This is a genomic window from Natrialbaceae archaeon AArc-T1-2, from assembly GCF_030273315.1.
Classification (GTDB): Archaea; Halobacteriota; Halobacteria; order Halobacteriales; family Natrialbaceae; genus Tc-Br11-E2g1.
Genome location: NZ_CP127174.1, coordinates 667,581 through 685,413 on the forward strand (window position 1 = coordinate 667,581; position 17,833 = coordinate 685,413).

Below are 17,833 nucleotides of genomic sequence, written 5' to 3' on the forward strand. Positions count from 1 at the left end.
CTATGAGCACTATCTCCTAAACGCGTGTGCCGTAATACCGAGCTGGGCTACACGTAAATCCGTGCTCGATCGAAGCGGTGCGGAGACGCGAACCGGGCGCTATATCTTCGCTGGAGGTCTTTTTGACTCAACCAATGGTATCCGACTGGGTTCGAGCCAATCGTATCGTTGCCTTCTTTCTTCTGACCTTCGCGGTGTCTTGGAGTTTCAACGGGATCGTGATCGTGCTCGGAATGGAGATGTCGTGGACACGGTGGATTCTGAGCGGATTTCTCAGTGCATCCGGACCGGCTATCGCCGCCGTCGTCGTCGTTTATGTAAGCGGCGATGATCTCCGCGCATGGGCCCGGGGAATCGTCGCGTGGCGCGTTCACCCGAAGTGGTACGCAGCGGCGATCGGAATCCCGGCCACCATCGCGCTCGGCTCCGGGATTGCCGGACACCTTGCGGGTGGGCCAGTTGATTTCGGTACGTTTTCACCGGCGCTGCTAACACTTGCGTTCGGAATCGTCCTGGCGACGTTCATCGGCGGTGGTCAAGAGGAAATCGGATGGCGTGGCTTCGCACAACCGGAACTCCAGCGACGGTACGGTGCAACACTCGCCGCACTCGGAGTCGGGATTATCTGGGGTGTATGGCACCTGCCGTTATTCTTCGATCCGCTTGCGCCACACTCCCAGTGGCCGCTCGTCTCCCAGGCAGCATACTTTTTCGGAATAACCGGCTTTTCGGTGCTTCTCGCGTGGGTCTACAACGGATCCGGCGGTAGCATCCTGCTCGCGATGATCATGCACGGAAGCAAAAACGCCACCGGTGGGGCGCTCGTTCCGCTCGATACCGACGTCGTTATCGTCGATGGCGCGCCCGATTACGGGGCACTCGTCTCGGTCAACGTTTCTACCGCAGCGATCACGGTCGCGCTTGCGCTCCTCGTCGTCGCCGTCGTCGGGACGGACCTTCTCGCTCGCCGAAACAACTCGTCGACGGCTGTTTGACACCGGTGTCGGACCTGTCCGTGGCGTATCCGGCCGTTCGCTCGAGGAATCGGCAACCGTGAGTCTCAAGACAGTCGTGACCCAATCACTGCCGAAACAGCGATGCGAGCTATACTGCAGGAGTACGCTGAAATAAAGAACCTGCGGAACTCGGGTCTGATCGGGTTCTCCCACGGGATAAACGAGTTTTACGGTCTCGCACTTCCGCCGGTTATCCCGTTGTTAGTTGCGGATCTCGACATCACGTACGCACAGGCCGGATTGCTTCTGACGGTCTTCTATGCGATGTACTCGATTTTCCAGCTGCCGGCGGGGCTGGTAGCCGATTACGTCGGGAAAAAACGCCTCCTGGTGTGGGGACTCCTGGGAATGGCGGCCGGTCTCGTTCTCGCGAGTACCGCACAGAGCTATGAACTCTTGTTGGTCTCACAGGCCGTAATGGGGGTCTGTGGAAGCACGTATCATCCGACCGGGATGGCGATGATCAGCGATACCGAAACCAAAGATACCGAAGGGAAGGCGATGGGGCTGTTCGGGTTGGGCGGGATGCTCGGTATCGCGAGTGCGCCGTTGGTGATCGGCGGGATCGCAGCGGTCGTCGACTGGCGAACGGCGCTGTTGGCCGCGGCCGTACTGGGTGTCTTCGTGACAGGTCTGTTTCAACTGCTGTATCGAACGCCGACGTCCGAGCCTCCGAAGCCGAACGGCGGCTCTCTCGCCGAACCGTCGGACCGACGGGAAACGGAACGGCCGGACGGCGGCGAACCCGACGTTCGAACGGACAAAAACGTACGCCCCGGCGTGACAACGCGGGTACGGAGGGGATTGCAGCGAGCCGTGCGGTTCGAAATCACGCCCGGTCTCGTGCTGATATCGCTCATTACGCTTCTCGTTTCGCTCCAGATACGATCGATACAGACGTTTACGACGGGGTTTCTAACCGACGGAACCGGACAAACGGCGTCCGTGGCTAACGGTATTTTCTTCGTCATGCTCTCTGCCAGTGCCATCTCGTCGATATGGGTCGGCAGTCTGGCCGATCGATTCGACCGCGGTCGACTCGGCGCGGTCGCGGCAATAACGACGTCGCTGCTGCTTCTTTCTACCGTTCTGGTCGTCGCGCTCGACGCCGCTGCGATCGACTGGCTCGCGACCGGCGGGCTCGTCGTGGTATTCGGACTGCTCGGCTTGGCGGTGTACGGCTGTACGCCGATAAAGAACGCGCTCATTTCGGAGTACGCGACGACCGACTCAAGCGGCAGTATTTTCGGCGTCACGCAAACGGGGTCGTCGATAGGAAGCGCGGCTGGGCCTGCAATCTTCGGATACGTTGCGACCGAATTCAGCATCGCCGTCGCGTTTCCGCTCATCGCGGTCGTCGGCGGGATCATCGCCGCCGGGTTTTACGCGCTCTCCAGTAAGAACGAGTGATAACGAGTGATTTCTTCTCACCCTGCTCGCTCACGGGATTGTTCGGCACAAACGTAGTCCTGAACGGGTTCGTAATGAAACACGTTTCGATGTGGTTTCGCTCGCTGTAGTCGAGCTGACCGCTCAGCTTCCGACGAGCAAGGGCAGTCAGAGCCACCAACATCGACGAGAAACGCTGTGTCGTCGAGATCGTGTTTCTCCTCAAGCCGCGAGAAGAAGGCCGCCGCGGGGTCGGTGCCGTGGCGTTGACGAGACACACAGCGTCTCGTTCGCACACCAAAACGCGAAGCGTTCTGGGGACAGCCGAAGACGTCGATCTCTAGCAGGAGATAATGGGGTCGTCGCTTGAGAGTTACGGTACTGATACGGAAAAGTATTAGACGGGCCTGGGACATAGTACTTATAGTTACGACACTATCAAGAAATGCGACTGGTGGGCTTCAGAGGAGAAGGCTCATGAGTGGTCGTCATTCGATGACGCTTATATCAAGCTATCCGAAGCTGTCGACCGATTAAATTCATTCGAAACTGCTAGCTTAGAGGAAGATTCAACTACGTTGGTTTACATCGACGTAGTATGCCGGCAGAGTTCGAATTTCAAGCACGTCTTTTTGCTGCTCTTGAGGACTACATCGAGGCACACGATACGGATTTTGAAGAGCCCCGGGGCGAGGAGCCGACAGATTCGGGTGCGGTGGATATTTACCTGCCATCGACTGTCCGCGAAGGCGTCGCCATCGAGGTAAAGAAGGCGGACGTTGACCCTCACTCCATCGACGTGATTAAACAGGGCCACAGGTACGCAAGAGACAAAGGCATCTCCTTGTTCGTCACCGCAAATCCGAACGACGTTTTCCTGTTCCGACGCACGGAGACGGCGACGAGTATCACCGAACTCGAGCGCCGGCACTACGACCTGCGAAAGTTGTCGTTGCCCGATTTCATCGACGAACTTCTTGCGGACGTGGTGGACATACAGCAAGGCGAGGGAGAGGTATTCGACTTCGATGATCTCATCATCAGCCGCCTGCGCAGCTTCCACACCAGTATCTACCCCATCTACGAGAACCTCATCAGCGAGACGTTCGACGAGGACGATGAGTTCCAGTCGCTTCTCGTCGAGTGGGCGAGGGAGAACGACTACCCACACGACTACCCCGGAGTGGAGGACACCTTCCGCATCGCCGCCCAACAATACGCCTACATCTTGATGAACCGGATCGTGTTCTACGAACTTGTCCGAGGACAAGACGTGAAAACAGAGAGTGGCCTCCCGCTCGACCCGATTTATGACGGTGTGACGGTTGAGAAGTTAGACGAACACTTGGAGAACTGCTTTGAGTCGATAATGGAGGAGATCGACTACGAAGCGATTTTCAAGGACGACAGCGGGTTCTTCAAGGCTGTTCCAGAGGACGAACACACAAAACGACGACTGCACACCTTCACGAAGAGTATTGAGCAGGAGCCGCTTCGAGACATCAATTCCGACGTTGTCGGGCAAATCTATCAGGAACTCATTCCGACAGAGGAACGGAAGGAACTCGGCCAGTTCTATACGCCGAGAGAAATCGGCCAGATCCTCTCTCGGTGGGCCATCGACTCGACAGATGACCGGTTCCTTGACCCCTGCAGCGGTTCCGGCTCTATCACGGTTGAGGCTTACAAACAGTTCGATGAACTGAATGGATTGTCCCATCAGGAAATCATCCGCCGCATCACGGCGGTCGACATCAACAAGTTCCCGCTTCACCTGACCGCGCTGAACCTCGCCACCCGAAACATCCATCAGCCCACCAACGAATTGTTCGCGTACTACGACGACTTCTTCCACCTCGACCCGGACACGAAGCGGCACAACAGCCACCGACTCGGGGTTGGAGGCACCAGCACCGATGCGGCGGATGAGGGCGAGGCCATCGGGACGTTCGACGCCACCGCGGCCAACCCGCCGTACGTCCGGCAAGAACACTTGTATCCGAACCGTGAGATGTACCGAAAGCACCTGAAACGATTCGGACCAAGTTCGAAAACGCCATACTACGACGGTGACAAGGAGATCGACGGTAGGAGCGACCTCTACTGTTACTTCCTAACCCACGTCACGCAGTTCCTCGAAGAGAGGGGGAAACTCGCGTGGATTGTGCCGACGAAGTGGATGGTAGCGGACTACGGCCCGTCGCTCCAGCAGTTCCTCTACGACCATTACAAGGTCGAAGCTGTTGTCGGCTTCCGCAAGCGCGTCTTCGAGGACGCGCTCGTGGACACGGTGCTGTTGATGATAGAGCGGTGTGATGACGTCACCGAGCGGAAAAACACGGAGACGAATTTCGTTCGGATAAACGAGAAGATGGATCCGGACGACGTAATCCGTGTCATCGACCGTAGATACAATATCTCCAAGTCTTCCTATATGAAGATTCACAGCCGGCCCAACTACCGCACCATCTCCGTCCGGCAGTCTCACCTGATGGGGAACGTCGGTGACAAGCTACACCACTACATCAACGCGCCCGCGCTCTACACCGCCGTCCTTGAGGACACACGTACGGTGGAACTCTCCAGCGTGGCTGACATCACCCGGGGCAAGAAGACAGGGGCCAATCCCATCTTTATCCTCGACGAGGACGACATCAAGTCACGGAATATCGAGCAACGGTTCACCGTTCCAGCCATCAAGAGCGTCAAAGAGGTTGACGGCTACGAACACACCCCCGCGGACGCCGAAAAGTGGATGCTAGATATGCACGACTACGTCGAGGGTGTGGTTTCGATGTCTGGTATTGGTGGCACCAGCGACACCGCTGACCGGGTCACGTCCTCGCTCCGCGCTGACGGGTACGATGGTGTCCTTTCCTACCTCAAATGGGCCGAGGAGCAACCATCGAGCAGTAACTCCTCTCTCGACACCTACGACCCGTGGTTCAATATGGGCGACCTCAATCCAAAGATGGCACCCATCGTCTGTCCACAGGCGATGGATACTCACAGGTTCTTTTTCAGAACCAACAGCGATGTCGTGGCGAGCAATCGGTTCCTGCTCGTGCAGCCGAACGCCGCCGACTCTGACCTGCTGCTCGGGCTCCTGAACTCGAGTCTCACGAAAATCGTCATCGAGAGTCACGGCCGAATCACCGGCGGCGGCGCAGTAAACCTGTCCGGGAGCGACCTGCGTACGCTTCGTGTCGTCGATCCCGACCAGCTTTCGGATGAACAGGCAGACCGGGTGACAGATGCCTTCAATCGACTGGCCGCTGGCGATGCGGATGCACGGGACGATCTCGACGAGGTGACCATCGATGTTCTCGACCTCGATGTGACCGTCGACGAACTCCAAGAGGTTGCCGAGACGTTGAAGCGTACCAGACGCGAGAAGGGGAAACAGGTCGAGACTCTTATCAAGGAGCTGGACGAGTTGGAAGGTCACATCGATATGTCGTTCGAGGACGACTCCGGCCGACAAGAGGGCCTGTCCAGTTTCAGTGACTGATGTACCGGTTCGGCGAGGACGACCGGATCCGGGTGGCCATCCCAGATGAATCCAACCCTGGTCACGCCCTACACGGGAGCCACGGCACGGTAATCACCGTCATTGAGGACGACGCTGGGCTGGAGACAGGGAGGCCGCAGGACTCTATTTTCTGCCCGGTTGCCCGAAGTAGAGCGTGTTGACCGAGTGGAGATAACGGGAGGAGAAGACAGGGATTCGTGACAAAATGTGGATAGTCCCGGGCGGATTCGAACCGCGGTCGGAGCAAAGCTCCTCCCAGGCTCGAATCCGCGAGGACATTCGCCGCTCGCGGATTTGCTCGCGGCAGAAGTAGTCCCGGGCGGATTCGAACCGCCGTCAACGGCTCCAAAGGCCGTTATGATTGGCCACTACACCACGGGACTCCAGTACGAAGGTACACGCCCGGTCCGTCAAGAACCCTTCGGGTTTCCTCGAGGAACCCCTCCCGCGGCCACCGTTTCGAGATTCGAAACCCGGACGATCGACCGCCGGTACGCCCAGAATGCGAACGCTCGAGCACTCAGCCGAGTTGTTCGTCGAGGATCAGCCGCGTTTTGGTCCCGATGACCTCGTCCTGTTCACGTGCCTGCGTGATGAGGTCGTTGACGCCGCGGGTGTCCGTCGCGTCCACGACGAGGACGACGTCTTGTTCGCCCGAGACCTGCCAGACGAAGTCGACTTCCTCCCACTCGGCCATTCGTTTCGAGACCTTTTGGGTGTCGACGTCGACCGCGACGGCGATCTCGATCATCGCCTGGACGTTACCCGTCCGCGTCGAGACGGTAAAGCGTTCGATGACACCGTCTTCAGTCATGCGCTCGACGCGGTTGCGGACTGTCCCTTCGCTCGTGCCGACCTCGTCGGCGATCTCCGTGTACGGCGTACGGGCGTCTCGTCGGAGGATGTTGAGGATTTGCCTGTCCAGCTCGTCCATAGAGATACGATCCTTCGCGGGACGGACACTTGACAATTACGAATTTCGTAACTCAGCTTCGAAGACAACACTTATGACGGTGGGAAGGGTACGTTTCTCGTAATGACAACGGCGTACGTAGCGCTGGAGGGAGGCCACGTACTCGAGGGGCGTGGTCGTGCTCCGGGCACCGCTCGTGGCGAACTGGTTTTCACGACAGCGTATACGGGTTACGAAGAGAGCCTGACCGATCCGTCCTACGAGGAACAGGTCCTGACGTTCTCGTACCCGCTGATCGGTAACTACGGCGTCCGCGAGGAACGGTTCGAGTCCGACCGGGTCCATCCGCGAGCCGTTCTCGCGCGCGAACTGACCACAGACGTCGCCAACTGGCTCGAGAGCGAGGGCGTTCCCGCCGTCGACCACCTCGACACCCGTGACGTCGTCACCGACATCCGTGACGGCGGCGCGATGCAGTGTGGCATCGCCGTCGGCGAGGACGTTACCGAGGAGGACGCCCTTGAACAACTCGAGGCCTGCAAGGCGATGAGCGAGCACACCGACATCGGCGCACAGGTGAGCGTCGACGAACTCGAGACCTACGGCGAAGACAACGACGGCCCGACGGTCGCGCTGGTCGACTGTGGCGTCAAGGGCTCGATCGTCGACTCGCTGTGTGAGCGTGACGCCGTCGTCCACGTACTTCCCTACGACGCGACGCCGGCCGACGTCGAGGACGCCGATCCCGATGTCTTGTTCGTCTCGAACGGACCCGGCGATCCGGCGAACTACGAGGCGGCCATCGAGCTCGTCGAGGAGTACGTCGACGACCTTCCCGTCGCCGGCATCTGTCTCGGCCAGCAGATCGTCGCCCGCGCGCTCGGTGGTACCACCGAGAAGATGGCCTTCGGTCACCGTGGCGTCAACCAGCCGGTCATGGACGTCGAGACGAACCAGGTCGTCATGACCACCCAGAACCACGGTTACACGGTCGCAGACCCCGGCCCGCGTCTGGAGGTCACCCAGTTCAACGTCAACGACGACACCCCCGAAGGGCTCGACGGCACCGACTGTGACGTGCTCACCCGTCAGTACCATCCCGAAGCCAACCCCGGTCCCTACGACACCCTCGGCTTCTTCGACGACGTCCTCGAGATGGCGTCTCGATCGCGAACCGTTCCCGCCGACGACTGATCGTTCTCGCGTCGGTAAGCTCTCTCGCGTACCGTATCAGCCGTCACCGCGACCGATCGCCTGCTCGTACCCGTCGCCAATCCCGAGACGCCCAATCGACTGCGTGACACCGCCGTGGGGCCATCGTGGCGAAGCGGCAGACGGGCGTATCGAATGCGCTGGGCCGACGCCTGCGAAACCGACTCTAGAGTCCCTCGAGCGAGCGCAGTTTCTGTTCGACCGGCGGTGGAGCCGCACTGGGACCGTCGCGAACGCGGTGATCGGGGATCAAGATTGGCGTCGGGTTCTCGTCGAGAGCCGTTCGCACCAACACGACGTCGTCTTCGTCGTCGGGATCGAGGTCGGGCGTCATCCGTGCGAGTGCGTCGACGCCCACCTGATCGCCGTAGGGAATCTCACGGACCGTCTCCAGGACGGCCCGCTGGTCGGTCGGGACGGTGAGTGCGATCTGAACGTCCTCGAACGTGATCTCCTCGACGCCCTCGAGATACTCGAAGATCCGCTCGAGGATCGGGTGGTCGTCTTCGGCGTCCTCGGCGGGTGTCTCCGGGAACGAGACACGCAGCACGCGTCCGCTTGCGATCCCCATCTGAACGTACCGACCGAGGTACGACGACTCGCGTGCGTAGATACCGGCGACCGCTTCGTCCATGTCCCCCGAGAGGGGCGGCGTGGACTTGAATATTCGCCGGTCGCAGTTCGATGGCGCAAGGTTTTTGTACATATGAGTACGTCGATGTACAACAATGGAGGAGCAATCTGCAGTCGATCCCGCGGTCGCGTCGATCCTCGAGGCGGCCCGGGACCGATCCGGCGGCGACCGGATCGACGTCGACGCACGGTCGTTTCCGGACGCGATCGCCGAAGCGGCCGCGGACGGACGTGTGCCAGTGATCGGGGAGGTAAAGCCGACGAGCCCGACGGCCGAGGGGACGCGAACCGACGATCCCGTCGAGCTGGCGACGGCGATGGTCGACGGCGGCGCGGCCGCGATCTCGGTGCTGACCGAGCCGACCCACTTCGAGGGCTCGCCTGAGGCACTGACACGGGTGCGCGATGCCGTCGACGTGCCGGTCCTCCGGAAGGACTTTCTCCTCCGCGAGGAGCACATAGACGTCGTCGAAGCCGATCTGGTGCTACTTATCGCTCGCTTCGTCGACGACCTCGAGGGACTCGTCGCGGCCGCTCGCGACCGTGGCTTTCAGCCGCTGGTCGAGGTCCACGACGTCGACGAACTCGAGGCGGCCCTGTCGGCCGGCGCGGAGATCGTCGGCGTGAACAACCGCGACCTGACGAGACTCGAGGTCGACCTCGAAACATTCGAGTCGGTTGCCCCGCACGTTCCAGACGACGTGGCGCTGATCGCCGAGAGCGGGATTTCGACCCCGGACGACGTCCGTCGCATGCGCGAAGCTGGCGCAGACGCATTGCTCGTCGGTAGCGCGATCATGGACCACGGCGGAGACAGCGACGTCCGCGAGAACACACGGGAGCTGACACAGACGGAGCACACATGAGCGAGAGTACGTTCGGCAGGTACGGTGGACAGTACGTTCCCGAGGCGTTGATGCCGGCCCTCGAGGAACTCGAGGACGCCTACGAGCGGTACGTCCTCGAGAACGAAAACGGATTTCTAGACGAGTTTCGCGATCGGATGCGGGACTTTGGCGGTCGGCCGACCCCGCTCCAGCGGGCGGATCGGCTAAGCGAGCGCTACGACCGCGAGATCTACCTCAAGCGCGAAGATCTCGTCCACGGCGGTGCCCACAAGCTGAACAACGCACTCGGCCAGGTGCTGCTCGCGAAGTACATGGGCAAAGAGCGGATCATCGCCGAGACTGGCGCGGGCCAACACGGTACGGCGACGGCGATGGCCGCGGCACATCTCGACATGCCCTGTGAGATCTACATGGGCCGGACCGACGTCAACCGCCAGCGTCCAAACGTCTACCGGATGCGAATGAACGGCGCCGAGGTCAACCCGGTCGAGGCCGGTCGCGGGACGCTCAAGGAGGCGATCAACGAGACACTGCGTGACTGGGCGACGACCGTCGAGACCACCCACTACGTCATCGGCTCGGTCGTCGGTCCCCACCCGTTCCCGAAGATGGTCCGGGACTTCCAGTCGGTGATCGGCGAAGAGGCCCGCGCACAGATCCGCGAGCAGACGGGACGACTCCCCGACAGCGTCGTCGCCTGTGCCGGCGGCGGCTCGAACACGATGGGGACGTTTCACGCGTTCGTCGACGATAGCGCGGAGCCACGCTCCGCGGACGACTCGAGCGGTGAGCAAGGCGAACCGCGAGAGCACGTCGATCTCTACGCCGTCGAAGCCGGCGGCTCGAGCCTCGAGATCGACGTCGAGGAGGGTGTCGCGCCCAACTCCGCGACGCTGTCGACCGGCACCGACGGCGTCCTCCACGGCGCGATGACGAAGCTGCTCCAGAGCAGCGACGGCCAGATCGTCGAATCCCACAGCGTCAGCGCCGGGCTGGACTACGCCGGGGTCGGCCCCGAACTCTCCGCACTCGTCGAGCGCGGCCGGGTTCGGCCCGTCACTGTCGACGACGAGGCCGCGCTGAACGCCTTCCATCGCCTGTCGCGACTCGATGGGATCATCCCCGCCCTCGAGTCGTCACACGCGCTTGGCTATCTCGAAGAGGCTCACGAGGATCTCGGCGACCTCGTCGTCGTCACCGTCTCCGGCCGCGGTGACAAAGACCTAGAGACCGTCCTCGAGGAGACCGACGGCCGAGATCTCGAAGCCGCTCCCGACGTCGAGGTGTTCGACGGATGAGTGGCGAGGATCGACGACCGAAGGGAGGTGAGCCTCGGGAACCGCGAACGGGGAACGACGATGAGCAACGACCCGTGAGCGAGGACGGTGAAAGCGACATAGAACGAGCGATCCGCGAGAACCACCCCGCGCTCATCACCTACGTGACCGCGGGCGACCCCTCCCTCGAGGAGACGAGAGAGTACGTGGAGGCGCTCGACCGCGGCGGTGCGGACTTGATCGAACTCGGCCTGCCGTTCTCGGAGCCGGTCGCCGAGGGGCCGACGATCCAGGCGGCGATAAACCGCGCGCTCGAGGCGGACACCACTCCCGAACGCTTCTTCGAGCTCGTCGACGAACTCGCGATCGAGGCACCGTTGCTGGTGATGACGTACTACAACATGATTCTCCAGTATGGGACAGCGCCGGATCCGGAACCGTTCGTCGAGCGCGCCGCCGAGGCCGGGCTCGCGGGGATCATCGTCCCCGACCTGCCCGCCGAAGAGGCGGGACCGCTCCGGACGGCGTGTGACGCGTACGGCCTCGATCTCGTCTTCATCGTCGCACCGACGACGAAAGGCGAGCGGCTCGATCGGATCATGTCCCGGGCGAGTGGCTTCGCGTACGTCCAGGCCCGACTCGGCACCACCGGCGCGCGCGCGGACGTCTCCACGGCGACCCACGACAGTCTCACCCGCCTCGAGTCCTACGACGTCCCGAAAGCGGTCGGCTTCGGGGTCAGCGAGGGCGACCACGCCCGGGAGATCGTCGAGGCGGGGGCGGACGGCGTCATCGTCGGCAGCGCGTTGATCGATATAATCGCCGAAAGCGACGACCCCGCCGCGGATCTCGAGGCCAAAGCCCGCGAACTGAAAGCGGGGGCACTCGAAGGAGCGGACGCCCCAGAACCAGAACAGCCTTAATAGATAGCTTGCTAGTTCCTCGCAAAAATGAGCACTGGAATCAACGCACGACTCGAGCGAATCGGCACGGACGGAGCGTACCTCATCGTGCCGATGGACCACGGCATCACACTGGGGGCCGTCGACGGCCTCCGGGAGATCGAATCGACGATCGACGCGGTGACACGCGGCGGCGCGGACGCCGTCCTCACACAACGAGGGATCGCCCCGCGCGTCCACCCGAACAAAAACGGCAGGGGCTACATCGTCCATCTCAACGCCTCGACGTCGATCGGGCCGGATCCGAACGACAAACGTCTCACCGGCACCGTCGAGGACGCGATCCGGGCCGGTGCAGACGCCGTCTCCTTTCACATCAACGTCGGTTCCGACCACGAACCCGACCAGATCACCCAGCTCGCAGAGCTCACCTCCGAGGCCGAGCGATACGGCATGCCGGTTCTCGCGATGGCCTACGCTCGCGGACCCGGCGTCGACGGGACGGACCCCGAGGCGCTCGGCCACGCGGTGCGACTCGCAGAGGAGATCGGTGCGGACGTCGTCAAGACCGGCTACAGCGGCGACGCCGACAGCTTCGAGACCGTCACCGCCGCGACGAGCCTGCCGGTCGTGATCGCGGGCGGCTCGAAGGGGACCGACCGGGAGACGATCGAGATGGTCCGCGGCGCGATCGACGCCGGCGGCGCGGGCGTCTCGATGGGTCGGTCGATCTTCCAGCACGAGGACCCCAAGGCGATCACGCAGGCGGTCGCCGCCGTTGTCCACGACGATCGCTCGGTCGAGAAGGCGCTCTCGGACGCCGGGCTGGCACTCGAGGCCTGACGGTCGCCGAGACGTGTAATTGATATTACAAAGCGGTTTTGTGAATGCGTGTCTGACAGATAGCAGTGGCCACGCTCTTGTTGACGGTCATCGGCATCGTCGCACTCGGCGTCGGAGCACAGGTAGTCGCAAAGCGCCTTCGGATTCCGAGCGTGCTCTTTCTCATCGTTATCGGCGTGGTCATCGGTCCCGAAGGATTGGGGTTCGTGACGATCGAAACGTTCGGCGACGGGCTCTCGACGGTCGTCGGCGTCAGCGTCGCGATCATCATCTTCGACGGCGCGTTCCATCTCCGTCGAGAGAAACTCGCGACGGCTCCCGAGGCCGTCGTACGACTGACGACCATCGGTGCGGCGCTCGCGTTCGTCGGCACGGCGGCCGCCGTGTGGGTGTTCCTCGGCGTCGACTGGGACGTCGCCTTCCTGATCGGTGCGTTGTTGATCGCGACCGGACCGACCGTGATCACCCCAATTCTCGAGGTCGTAACCGTCCGGGAACACGTCGGCGCAGCGCTCGAGGCCGAAGGGATCGTCAACGACGTGACTGCGGCGGTACTCGCGATCGTCATCTTCGAGGTCGTCGTCGTCGCCGGCACGCCGGAGCTGGTGCCGATCTCGTTCCTCCAGCGACTCGTCGTCGGCATCGGGGTCGGCGTCGTCGCCGCCGCTTCCGTACGGTTCCTGCTCGTCACCGCCACACCGCCGCCGGGCGATGCTCCACAGGTGGCACGGCTTGTTACCCTGACCGCAGCGCTGGTCGCGTTCGGCCTCGCCGAGTCGGTCTTTTCAGAAACCGGCGTCGCGGCGGCCGCAACCGCCGGGCTCGTCCTCGGAAACATCGAACTCCCACACCGCGAGGAGATTCTCGAGTTCAACCGGGACCTCACGCTCGTCGTGCTCTCGTTCGTGTTCATCTCGCTCGCCGCCCTGATCGACTTCGACACGTTACTCGGACTCGGCATCGGCGGCGTCGCCGTCGTCGTCGCCGTGACGCTTTTCGTGCGACCGATCCTCATCGCCATCTCCGCGACCGATCGACAGTTCAACCGTCCGGAACGGCTCTTTCTCTCACTCGTCGGTCCCCGCGGCATCATTCCCGCCTCGATCGCGACGCTGTTTGCCATCGAACTCGAGGCGGCCGGCCAGTTCGAGGCCGCCCAGGCGCTCGCGGGAACCGTCTTTCTCGTCATCTTCACGACAGTCGTCTTGCAGGCGGGCTTTGCCCGACAGATCGCAGACTACCTCGAGGTGATTCCAATGAGATCGATCATCGTCGGCGGGGGCCGGGTCGGCCGGGCCCTCGCCACGCGACTGGAGGACCGGGGCGAAAACGTCGTGTTGCTCGACCGGGACGAGGAAGCCGTCGACCGGCTCCGGCAGGACGGGTTCACCGCCGTCCACGGCAACGGTACCGACGCCGAGTCGTTGCGAGACGCCGAGATCGAGGACGCGAAGATCGTTGCCGCGACGACCGCCGACGACGACACGAACCTGCTCGTCTCCCAGCTCGCCCGGACGAAGTTCGAGGTCGAGACCGTCGTCGCTCGCGTGAACACGCCCGACAACGTCGACGCCTTCGACGCGCTCGACGTCCGCGCGATCGACGTCTCGAGCGCGACGGCCTGGTCGATGGACAACCAGATCGAACGCCCAGCGTTGAGTCGTTGGATGACCGAACTCGGCGAGGGTCACGACGCACAGGAGGTCACCATCACCGCCGAGGACGTCGTCGGCTCGACGATCCGGGAACTCGACGCCGAGATCCCGGACGGCTGCATCGTCGCCGTGATCGCGAGAGAGGGCGAGACGTACGTTCCGGAGGCGGATACGGTCCTGAAAGAAGGCGACCGCGTCACGTTCATCGGTCGCTACGAGGCCGTCCACGAGGCCGTGACGCGGTTTCACCCACACGGATGACGAACGCTCACCTCTCCGAGAGGCCAAGCGGATCGTGCTCTCGGAGTTCGTCGACGACCGCGACACCGACGCGAGCGGCGTTTTCGGTCGCGAGCGCCAGGCTCTCGGGGATGCCCTCGAAGCTCTCCTCGATCGACTGGTCGGGTGCCGGCCGATCGTAGTTCGCGACCGCACGCACGCTCACGTAGCGATCGAACAACCCGAAGCGCTCGAGTGCGGTCGCCGTCGCGGCGTCTTCCATCTCGGTCGTCGCGAACGACTCGAGGCCGTACTCCCCGCAGTACCATTCGACCTCGCGAGCGTAGCGTGGTCCGTGCCAGAACTCGTCGCCACAGACCGTCGGGCCGACGTCGACGGTCGGCCCATCCGTGACTCCCCCGGGGTATCGGTGCTGGTAGGCCCGCACGTCGTCGTCGGTCTCGAGGTCGACCTCGCGGGCGGCCGCGAGCGCGGGCTCGAGGACGTCGCCGTTGACGAAGTGGACGGACTTCTCGGGATCGTAGGGAAGTCGATCGATCGGCGGTCCCTCGCGCTCGGCGAGCAGGTCGGGGTCCCAGCGGTGTTTTCGGTCCCAGTCGACGATTGCGTCGGCGAGAATCACCGATCCGAGCGCGGCCCTCGAGGGCGACGAGCCCGCGATGCCGGCAGTGAGGACGTACGCCGTAGAGAGGTCGACGCCGGGGCTCGCACAGAGCGTCGCGACCGTTGTCGCGGCCTCGGATTTGCCAAGCTCCGTCGTCGTGATCGCGACGCCGTCGCCGGTCAGAAAAAGCGGCGTCTCGAGACCCTCTAGCTCGAGGGCATCGACGATCTCGTGGCGCTCGAGCCAGGCCCGGCGTTCGTCGAGCGGCGGCTCGAAGGCGACCGCCGGCAGGACCAGCGCGGACGGGCTGACGGGATCGTTACGATCGATGGACCGTGGCTCCGGACGCGAGTGCTCGCTCATCGTCCCGTGCTCGTCGCGGGAGGGCGAAGAATCCTCTGGCTGCCCGTGCCGTGGGCCCCGAAGGGGTACCGTGACTAGTCGATCGTGATACGGTTCATTCACTTCGATCATACAACAGGTACGAGAGCCACGTTAACCGCCTCGCAAAACACCCGTCAGGGTTGCGCCGGGCTGTGTCGGGCCTTGGTGAAGGGGCCGACCTCCACGGACACACCACCTACGGTGGCACTAGACGACCTCTAGTGCGGTAGGAGTACGGTGTGTTCGGGTGTTACTGCTCCCACACGAGCCTCACGGCAAGTGCGGAGGGACTTAAATTCGCCTGCCGCCGTTACGCTCCTTGTTGGGAGAGGCCAAACGGCGAAGCCACGGGCCACCGCGCCCGTGGTACTTCACCCCCGACATGTTTGTCGATCATATAATAGATTGAAGTCCAGTGCTATTGTAGACCACCATTGATGTTCGGTAACACAAGACGTGTTATCGAGTGCCAATCGGCGTTTGGCACCCGGTTGAACGAGAGTGACTCGACACATGGCACAAGCACACAAACTCGATTGTGAGTCAGCAGAGGCAGATTGCCGGTTCATCATCCAGTCGGAAAACGAGGAAGAAGCGATCAAACATGCCAAAAAGCACATGAAAGAAGTTCACGACAAAGAGTTAACCGAGGGGGAACTCCGGGAAGAATATCTGCAGGTCGCATAAAAGATCGTCTCGAGTGCACGAGCCCACGCCCCGACCGTCGGCCTCGAGGTCGACTTCGCGCGGGTGGCGTTGACGGTCTCCGAACGGGCGCGTCGCCGGGCGGGAACCTGCCGGTGGGACGCCGACCACGAGGCCGACGATGGACCCGTGCGAGCGGCGACGGTGGAGCGAGGGCGCTCGAGTCGCACCGTGGGCTTTTACCTGCCGCTGTGTCTCTGTCACGACGATGGGACTGCTCGATCTGATGTTCGGCCGGTCGATGGGCGACGAGGACGCGTACACGCTCTCGAAGGCGGAGTACGAGGCCGCCTTCGCGGTCGCCGTCCGCCGGACCGAACTCGAGGCCGCCACCGACCTCGTCAGAGCCGAGGCGGAGACGCCGTACCTCGAGGACGGCGAGGATCTCGGATCGGTCCTCGAGGGGACGCTTGAGGGAGAGTTCGACGCGGACGCCTGGCGCGACAGGATGCGAGAGCCGCGTCAGGCCGTCGAGCCCGTCGTCGAACGCTGGTGCGACCAGCTCGAAGACGACGTGGCCGTCGTCTACACCCAGCCGTCGACGCCGGCGGACCTCCTCGCGTTTCTCGACCACTGCAAGCAGCGAGGCGAGCAGGAGTACGATCCGTTCGAGCTCCCCGATCGCGCGGCCGACGTGATGGCGCTCGTCACCCGCCTCGAGGACGCACTCGAGCGCGAGGAGAGTCGCGTGTTCGTCGCCGCCCGACACGTCCCCGAGACGGATTGACTGGTTTCGACGTTCCACCGAGGACTCGAACGTCGGTACGGACGGGACTGCAGCCGTCGCCATCACTACTCGTCGTCGGCCCGCCGGGCTGCCCACGTCGCGATCCGGTACTCGAGTGCGTATGCGCTCACGCCGGTTCCGACGGCGACGAGGACGGCGACGGCCCCGGCCTGTCCGATCGAGACGAGCGGACCGGCGAAAAGCGCATAGCCCTGGACGAGCACGAGGAAGCTCAACGCGCCGACGATTCCCCAGAGGATGGCGGATTTTCCCCGCGGCGTCATCCGGTTACTCGAGGCTGGCGACGGCTTCGATTTCGACCCCGACGCCTTTTGGGAGGGCAGCGACCTCGACGGCGCTTCTGGCCGGGGGTTCACCTTCGAAGTAGCCGGCGTAGGTCTCGTTCATCGCCTCGAAGTCGTCGATGTCCTCGAGGAAGACGGTCACCTTGAGTACGTCCTCGACGCTTGCGCCTTCGGACTCGAGGATGGCGACGAGGTTCTCGAGTGCTCGTTCGGTCTGGACGTCGATCGGCTCGTCTGCCAGCAACTCGCCGTCGGGAGTGAGCGGGATCTGGCCGGCGGTAAACAGCACCGAGCCGTCGGTCGCCGCCTGACTGTACGCGCCGACCGCAGCTGGTGCGTCGTCGGTGTCGACGATGCGTTTCATGCCCGAGTTCTCGTCGCGGCCGAACTTAAATGCGGGCGGAACGGAACCGGCTCCGGCGGCTATCGGGGATCGTCGGTCGAGACGCGTCGAAAAGCGGATCCGTTAGGCGCTGCGGGTCTCTTTCGCCTTGGGGCGAAGGTGGCCGTAGCCGCACTTGCGACAGTTGTCGGCGTCTTTCGGGTTCCGGGCGTTACAGCGCATACAGATCTGCTTCTCGAGCGTCCGCTTTTCCGCGGCGTCGAAACTGGCCATACCGATCCGTTGCGCGCTGGCGCATATAACCG

General features: G+C 62.8%; 17 protein-coding genes, 1 tRNA gene and 1 pseudogene. 11 read left to right on the top strand and 8 right to left on the bottom strand.

Translation table 11 applies throughout. The features are described from left to right. The first annotated feature begins 239 nt into the window (after positions 1 to 239). A complete protein-coding gene (locus tag QQ977_RS03380; RefSeq protein ID WP_285927528.1) occupies positions 240 to 995 on the top strand; it encodes a CPBP family intramembrane glutamic endopeptidase in 756 nt (251 codons plus the stop codon). 102 nt (positions 996 to 1,097) lie between these two features. Continuing rightward, the gene (locus QQ977_RS03385) at positions 1,098 to 2,426 is read left to right on the top strand and encodes an MFS transporter (protein WP_285927529.1); all 1,329 of its coding nucleotides are present in this window, start codon (positions 1,098 to 1,100) and stop codon (positions 2,424 to 2,426) included. 75 nt (positions 2,427 to 2,501) lie between these two features. Here QQ977_RS03385 and QQ977_RS03390 read toward each other — a convergent pair. Continuing rightward, positions 2,502 to 2,671 (bottom strand): annotated as a pseudogene (locus QQ977_RS03390) (IS6 family transposase); the annotation flags it as partial. Positions 2,672 to 3,003: 332 nt separating this feature from the next. Between QQ977_RS03390 and QQ977_RS03395 the strand changes: the two are divergent. Beyond that, a complete protein-coding gene (locus tag QQ977_RS03395) occupies positions 3,004 to 5,916 on the top strand; it encodes an N-6 DNA methylase (RefSeq protein WP_285927531.1) in 2,913 nt (970 codons plus the stop codon). A gap of 331 nt (positions 5,917 to 6,247) precedes the next feature. On the opposite strand, the gene QQ977_RS03400 is transcribed toward QQ977_RS03395, so the two are convergent. Together QQ977_RS03400 and QQ977_RS03405 are read right to left on the bottom strand one after the other, a co-directional pair. Next, positions 6,248 to 6,320: transfer RNA gene (locus tag QQ977_RS03400), tRNA-Gln, on the bottom strand. Between the two features lie 137 nt (positions 6,321 to 6,457). Beyond that, positions 6,458 to 6,871 (bottom strand): Lrp/AsnC family transcriptional regulator, encoded by a 414-nt coding sequence (locus QQ977_RS03405; RefSeq protein ID WP_285927532.1) that lies wholly within the window; start codon positions 6,869 to 6,871, stop codon positions 6,458 to 6,460. Between the two features lie 102 nt (positions 6,872 to 6,973). Between QQ977_RS03405 and carA the strand changes: the two genes are divergently transcribed. Continuing rightward, on the top strand, positions 6,974 to 8,044 hold the full coding sequence (carA, locus tag QQ977_RS03410) for a glutamine-hydrolyzing carbamoyl-phosphate synthase small subunit (RefSeq protein WP_285927534.1): 1,071 nt from the start codon (positions 6,974 to 6,976) through the stop codon (positions 8,042 to 8,044). Between the two features lie 184 nt (positions 8,045 to 8,228). On the opposite strand, the gene QQ977_RS03415 is transcribed toward carA, so the two are convergent. Beyond that, on the bottom strand, positions 8,229 to 8,696 hold the full coding sequence (locus tag QQ977_RS03415) for an MGMT family protein (RefSeq protein WP_285927535.1): 468 nt from the start codon (positions 8,694 to 8,696) through the stop codon (positions 8,229 to 8,231). A 94-nt stretch (positions 8,697 to 8,790) separates the two neighbouring features. Between QQ977_RS03415 and trpC the strand changes: the two genes are divergently transcribed. The 5 genes from trpC to QQ977_RS03440 all read left to right on the top strand — a co-directional run bounded on the left by trpC (position 8,791) and on the right by QQ977_RS03440 (position 14,481). Continuing rightward, a complete protein-coding gene (gene trpC / locus QQ977_RS03420; protein ID WP_285927536.1) occupies positions 8,791 to 9,561 on the top strand; it encodes an indole-3-glycerol phosphate synthase in 771 nt (256 codons plus the stop codon). Next, positions 9,558 to 10,841 carry a tryptophan synthase subunit beta gene (gene trpB / locus QQ977_RS03425; protein WP_285927537.1) on the top strand — a complete coding sequence of 428 codons (1,284 nt, stop codon included), beginning with the start codon at positions 9,558 to 9,560 and terminating at the stop codon, positions 10,839 to 10,841. Before trpC ends, trpB begins: the two co-directional genes overlap by 4 nt. After that, the gene (gene trpA, locus QQ977_RS03430; protein WP_285927538.1) at positions 10,838 to 11,743 is read left to right on the top strand and encodes a tryptophan synthase subunit alpha; all 906 of its coding nucleotides are present in this window, start codon (positions 10,838 to 10,840) and stop codon (positions 11,741 to 11,743) included. Before trpB ends, trpA begins: the two co-directional genes overlap by 4 nt. Before the next feature lie 27 nt (positions 11,744 to 11,770). Then, the gene (locus tag QQ977_RS03435) at positions 11,771 to 12,565 is read left to right on the top strand and encodes a 2-amino-3,7-dideoxy-D-threo-hept-6-ulosonate synthase (RefSeq protein ID WP_285927539.1); all 795 of its coding nucleotides are present in this window, start codon (positions 11,771 to 11,773) and stop codon (positions 12,563 to 12,565) included. A 65-nt stretch (positions 12,566 to 12,630) separates the two neighbouring features. After that, a complete protein-coding gene (locus tag QQ977_RS03440; RefSeq protein ID WP_285927541.1) occupies positions 12,631 to 14,481 on the top strand; it encodes a cation:proton antiporter in 1,851 nt (616 codons plus the stop codon). Between the two features lie 7 nt (positions 14,482 to 14,488). Here the strand turns inward: QQ977_RS03440 and QQ977_RS03445 are convergent, their stop codons facing one another. Beyond that, positions 14,489 to 15,427, bottom strand: coding sequence for a phosphorylase (locus QQ977_RS03445; protein WP_285927542.1), 939 nt, complete (start codon positions 15,425 to 15,427; stop codon positions 14,489 to 14,491). A 534-nt stretch (positions 15,428 to 15,961) separates the two neighbouring features. Here QQ977_RS03445 and QQ977_RS03450 point away from each other — a divergent pair. Then, a complete protein-coding gene (locus QQ977_RS03450) occupies positions 15,962 to 16,135 on the top strand; it encodes a DUF1059 domain-containing protein (protein ID WP_285927543.1) in 174 nt (57 codons plus the stop codon). 226 nt (positions 16,136 to 16,361) lie between these two features. Continuing rightward, positions 16,362 to 16,880 (top strand): hypothetical protein, encoded by a 519-nt coding sequence (locus QQ977_RS03455; protein WP_285927544.1) that lies wholly within the window; start codon positions 16,362 to 16,364, stop codon positions 16,878 to 16,880. A 65-nt stretch (positions 16,881 to 16,945) separates the two neighbouring features. On the opposite strand, the gene QQ977_RS03460 is transcribed toward QQ977_RS03455, so the two are convergent. From QQ977_RS03460 to QQ977_RS03470, 3 genes are all read right to left on the bottom strand, one after another. Further along, on the bottom strand, positions 16,946 to 17,164 hold the full coding sequence (locus tag QQ977_RS03460; RefSeq protein WP_285927545.1) for a hypothetical protein: 219 nt from the start codon (positions 17,162 to 17,164) through the stop codon (positions 16,946 to 16,948). A gap of 4 nt (positions 17,165 to 17,168) precedes the next feature. Beyond that, positions 17,169 to 17,549 carry a Rid family detoxifying hydrolase gene (locus tag QQ977_RS03465; protein WP_285927546.1) on the bottom strand — a complete coding sequence of 127 codons (381 nt, stop codon included), beginning with the start codon at positions 17,547 to 17,549 and terminating at the stop codon, positions 17,169 to 17,171. 102 nt (positions 17,550 to 17,651) lie between these two features. Beyond that, the gene (locus QQ977_RS03470) at positions 17,652 to 17,801 is read right to left on the bottom strand and encodes a 50S ribosomal protein L40e (protein ID WP_285927547.1); all 150 of its coding nucleotides are present in this window, start codon (positions 17,799 to 17,801) and stop codon (positions 17,652 to 17,654) included. Positions 17,802 to 17,833: the final 32 nt, after the last annotated feature.

Coding starts and splice junctions, on each gene's coding strand:
- QQ977_RS03380 (WP_285927528.1), top strand. CDS start 240: ATGTCGTGGACACGGTGGATTCTGAGCGGATTTCTCAGTGCATCCGGA.
- QQ977_RS03385 (WP_285927529.1), top strand. CDS start 1,098: ATGCGAGCTATACTGCAGGAGTACGCTGAAATAAAGAACCTGCGGAAC.
- QQ977_RS03395 (WP_285927531.1), top strand. CDS start 3,004: ATGCCGGCAGAGTTCGAATTTCAAGCACGTCTTTTTGCTGCTCTTGAG.
- QQ977_RS03405 (WP_285927532.1), bottom strand. CDS start 6,871: ATGGACGAGCTGGACAGGCAAATCCTCAACATCCTCCGACGAGACGCC.
- carA (WP_285927534.1), top strand. CDS start 6,974: ATGACAACGGCGTACGTAGCGCTGGAGGGAGGCCACGTACTCGAGGGG.
- QQ977_RS03415 (WP_285927535.1), bottom strand. CDS start 8,696: ATGGACGAAGCGGTCGCCGGTATCTACGCACGCGAGTCGTCGTACCTC.
- trpC (WP_285927536.1), top strand. CDS start 8,791: ATGGAGGAGCAATCTGCAGTCGATCCCGCGGTCGCGTCGATCCTCGAG.
- trpB (WP_285927537.1), top strand. CDS start 9,558: ATGAGCGAGAGTACGTTCGGCAGGTACGGTGGACAGTACGTTCCCGAG.
- trpA (WP_285927538.1), top strand. CDS start 10,838: ATGAGTGGCGAGGATCGACGACCGAAGGGAGGTGAGCCTCGGGAACCG.
- QQ977_RS03435 (WP_285927539.1), top strand. CDS start 11,771: ATGAGCACTGGAATCAACGCACGACTCGAGCGAATCGGCACGGACGGA.
- QQ977_RS03445 (WP_285927542.1), bottom strand. CDS start 15,427: ATGAGCGAGCACTCGCGTCCGGAGCCACGGTCCATCGATCGTAACGAT.
- QQ977_RS03450 (WP_285927543.1), top strand. CDS start 15,962: ATGGCACAAGCACACAAACTCGATTGTGAGTCAGCAGAGGCAGATTGC.
- QQ977_RS03455 (WP_285927544.1), top strand. CDS start 16,362: ATGGGACTGCTCGATCTGATGTTCGGCCGGTCGATGGGCGACGAGGAC.
- QQ977_RS03460 (WP_285927545.1), bottom strand. CDS start 17,164: ATGACGCCGCGGGGAAAATCCGCCATCCTCTGGGGAATCGTCGGCGCG.
- QQ977_RS03465 (WP_285927546.1), bottom strand. CDS start 17,549: ATGAAACGCATCGTCGACACCGACGACGCACCAGCTGCGGTCGGCGCG.
- QQ977_RS03470 (WP_285927547.1), bottom strand. CDS start 17,801: ATGGCCAGTTTCGACGCCGCGGAAAAGCGGACGCTCGAGAAGCAGATC.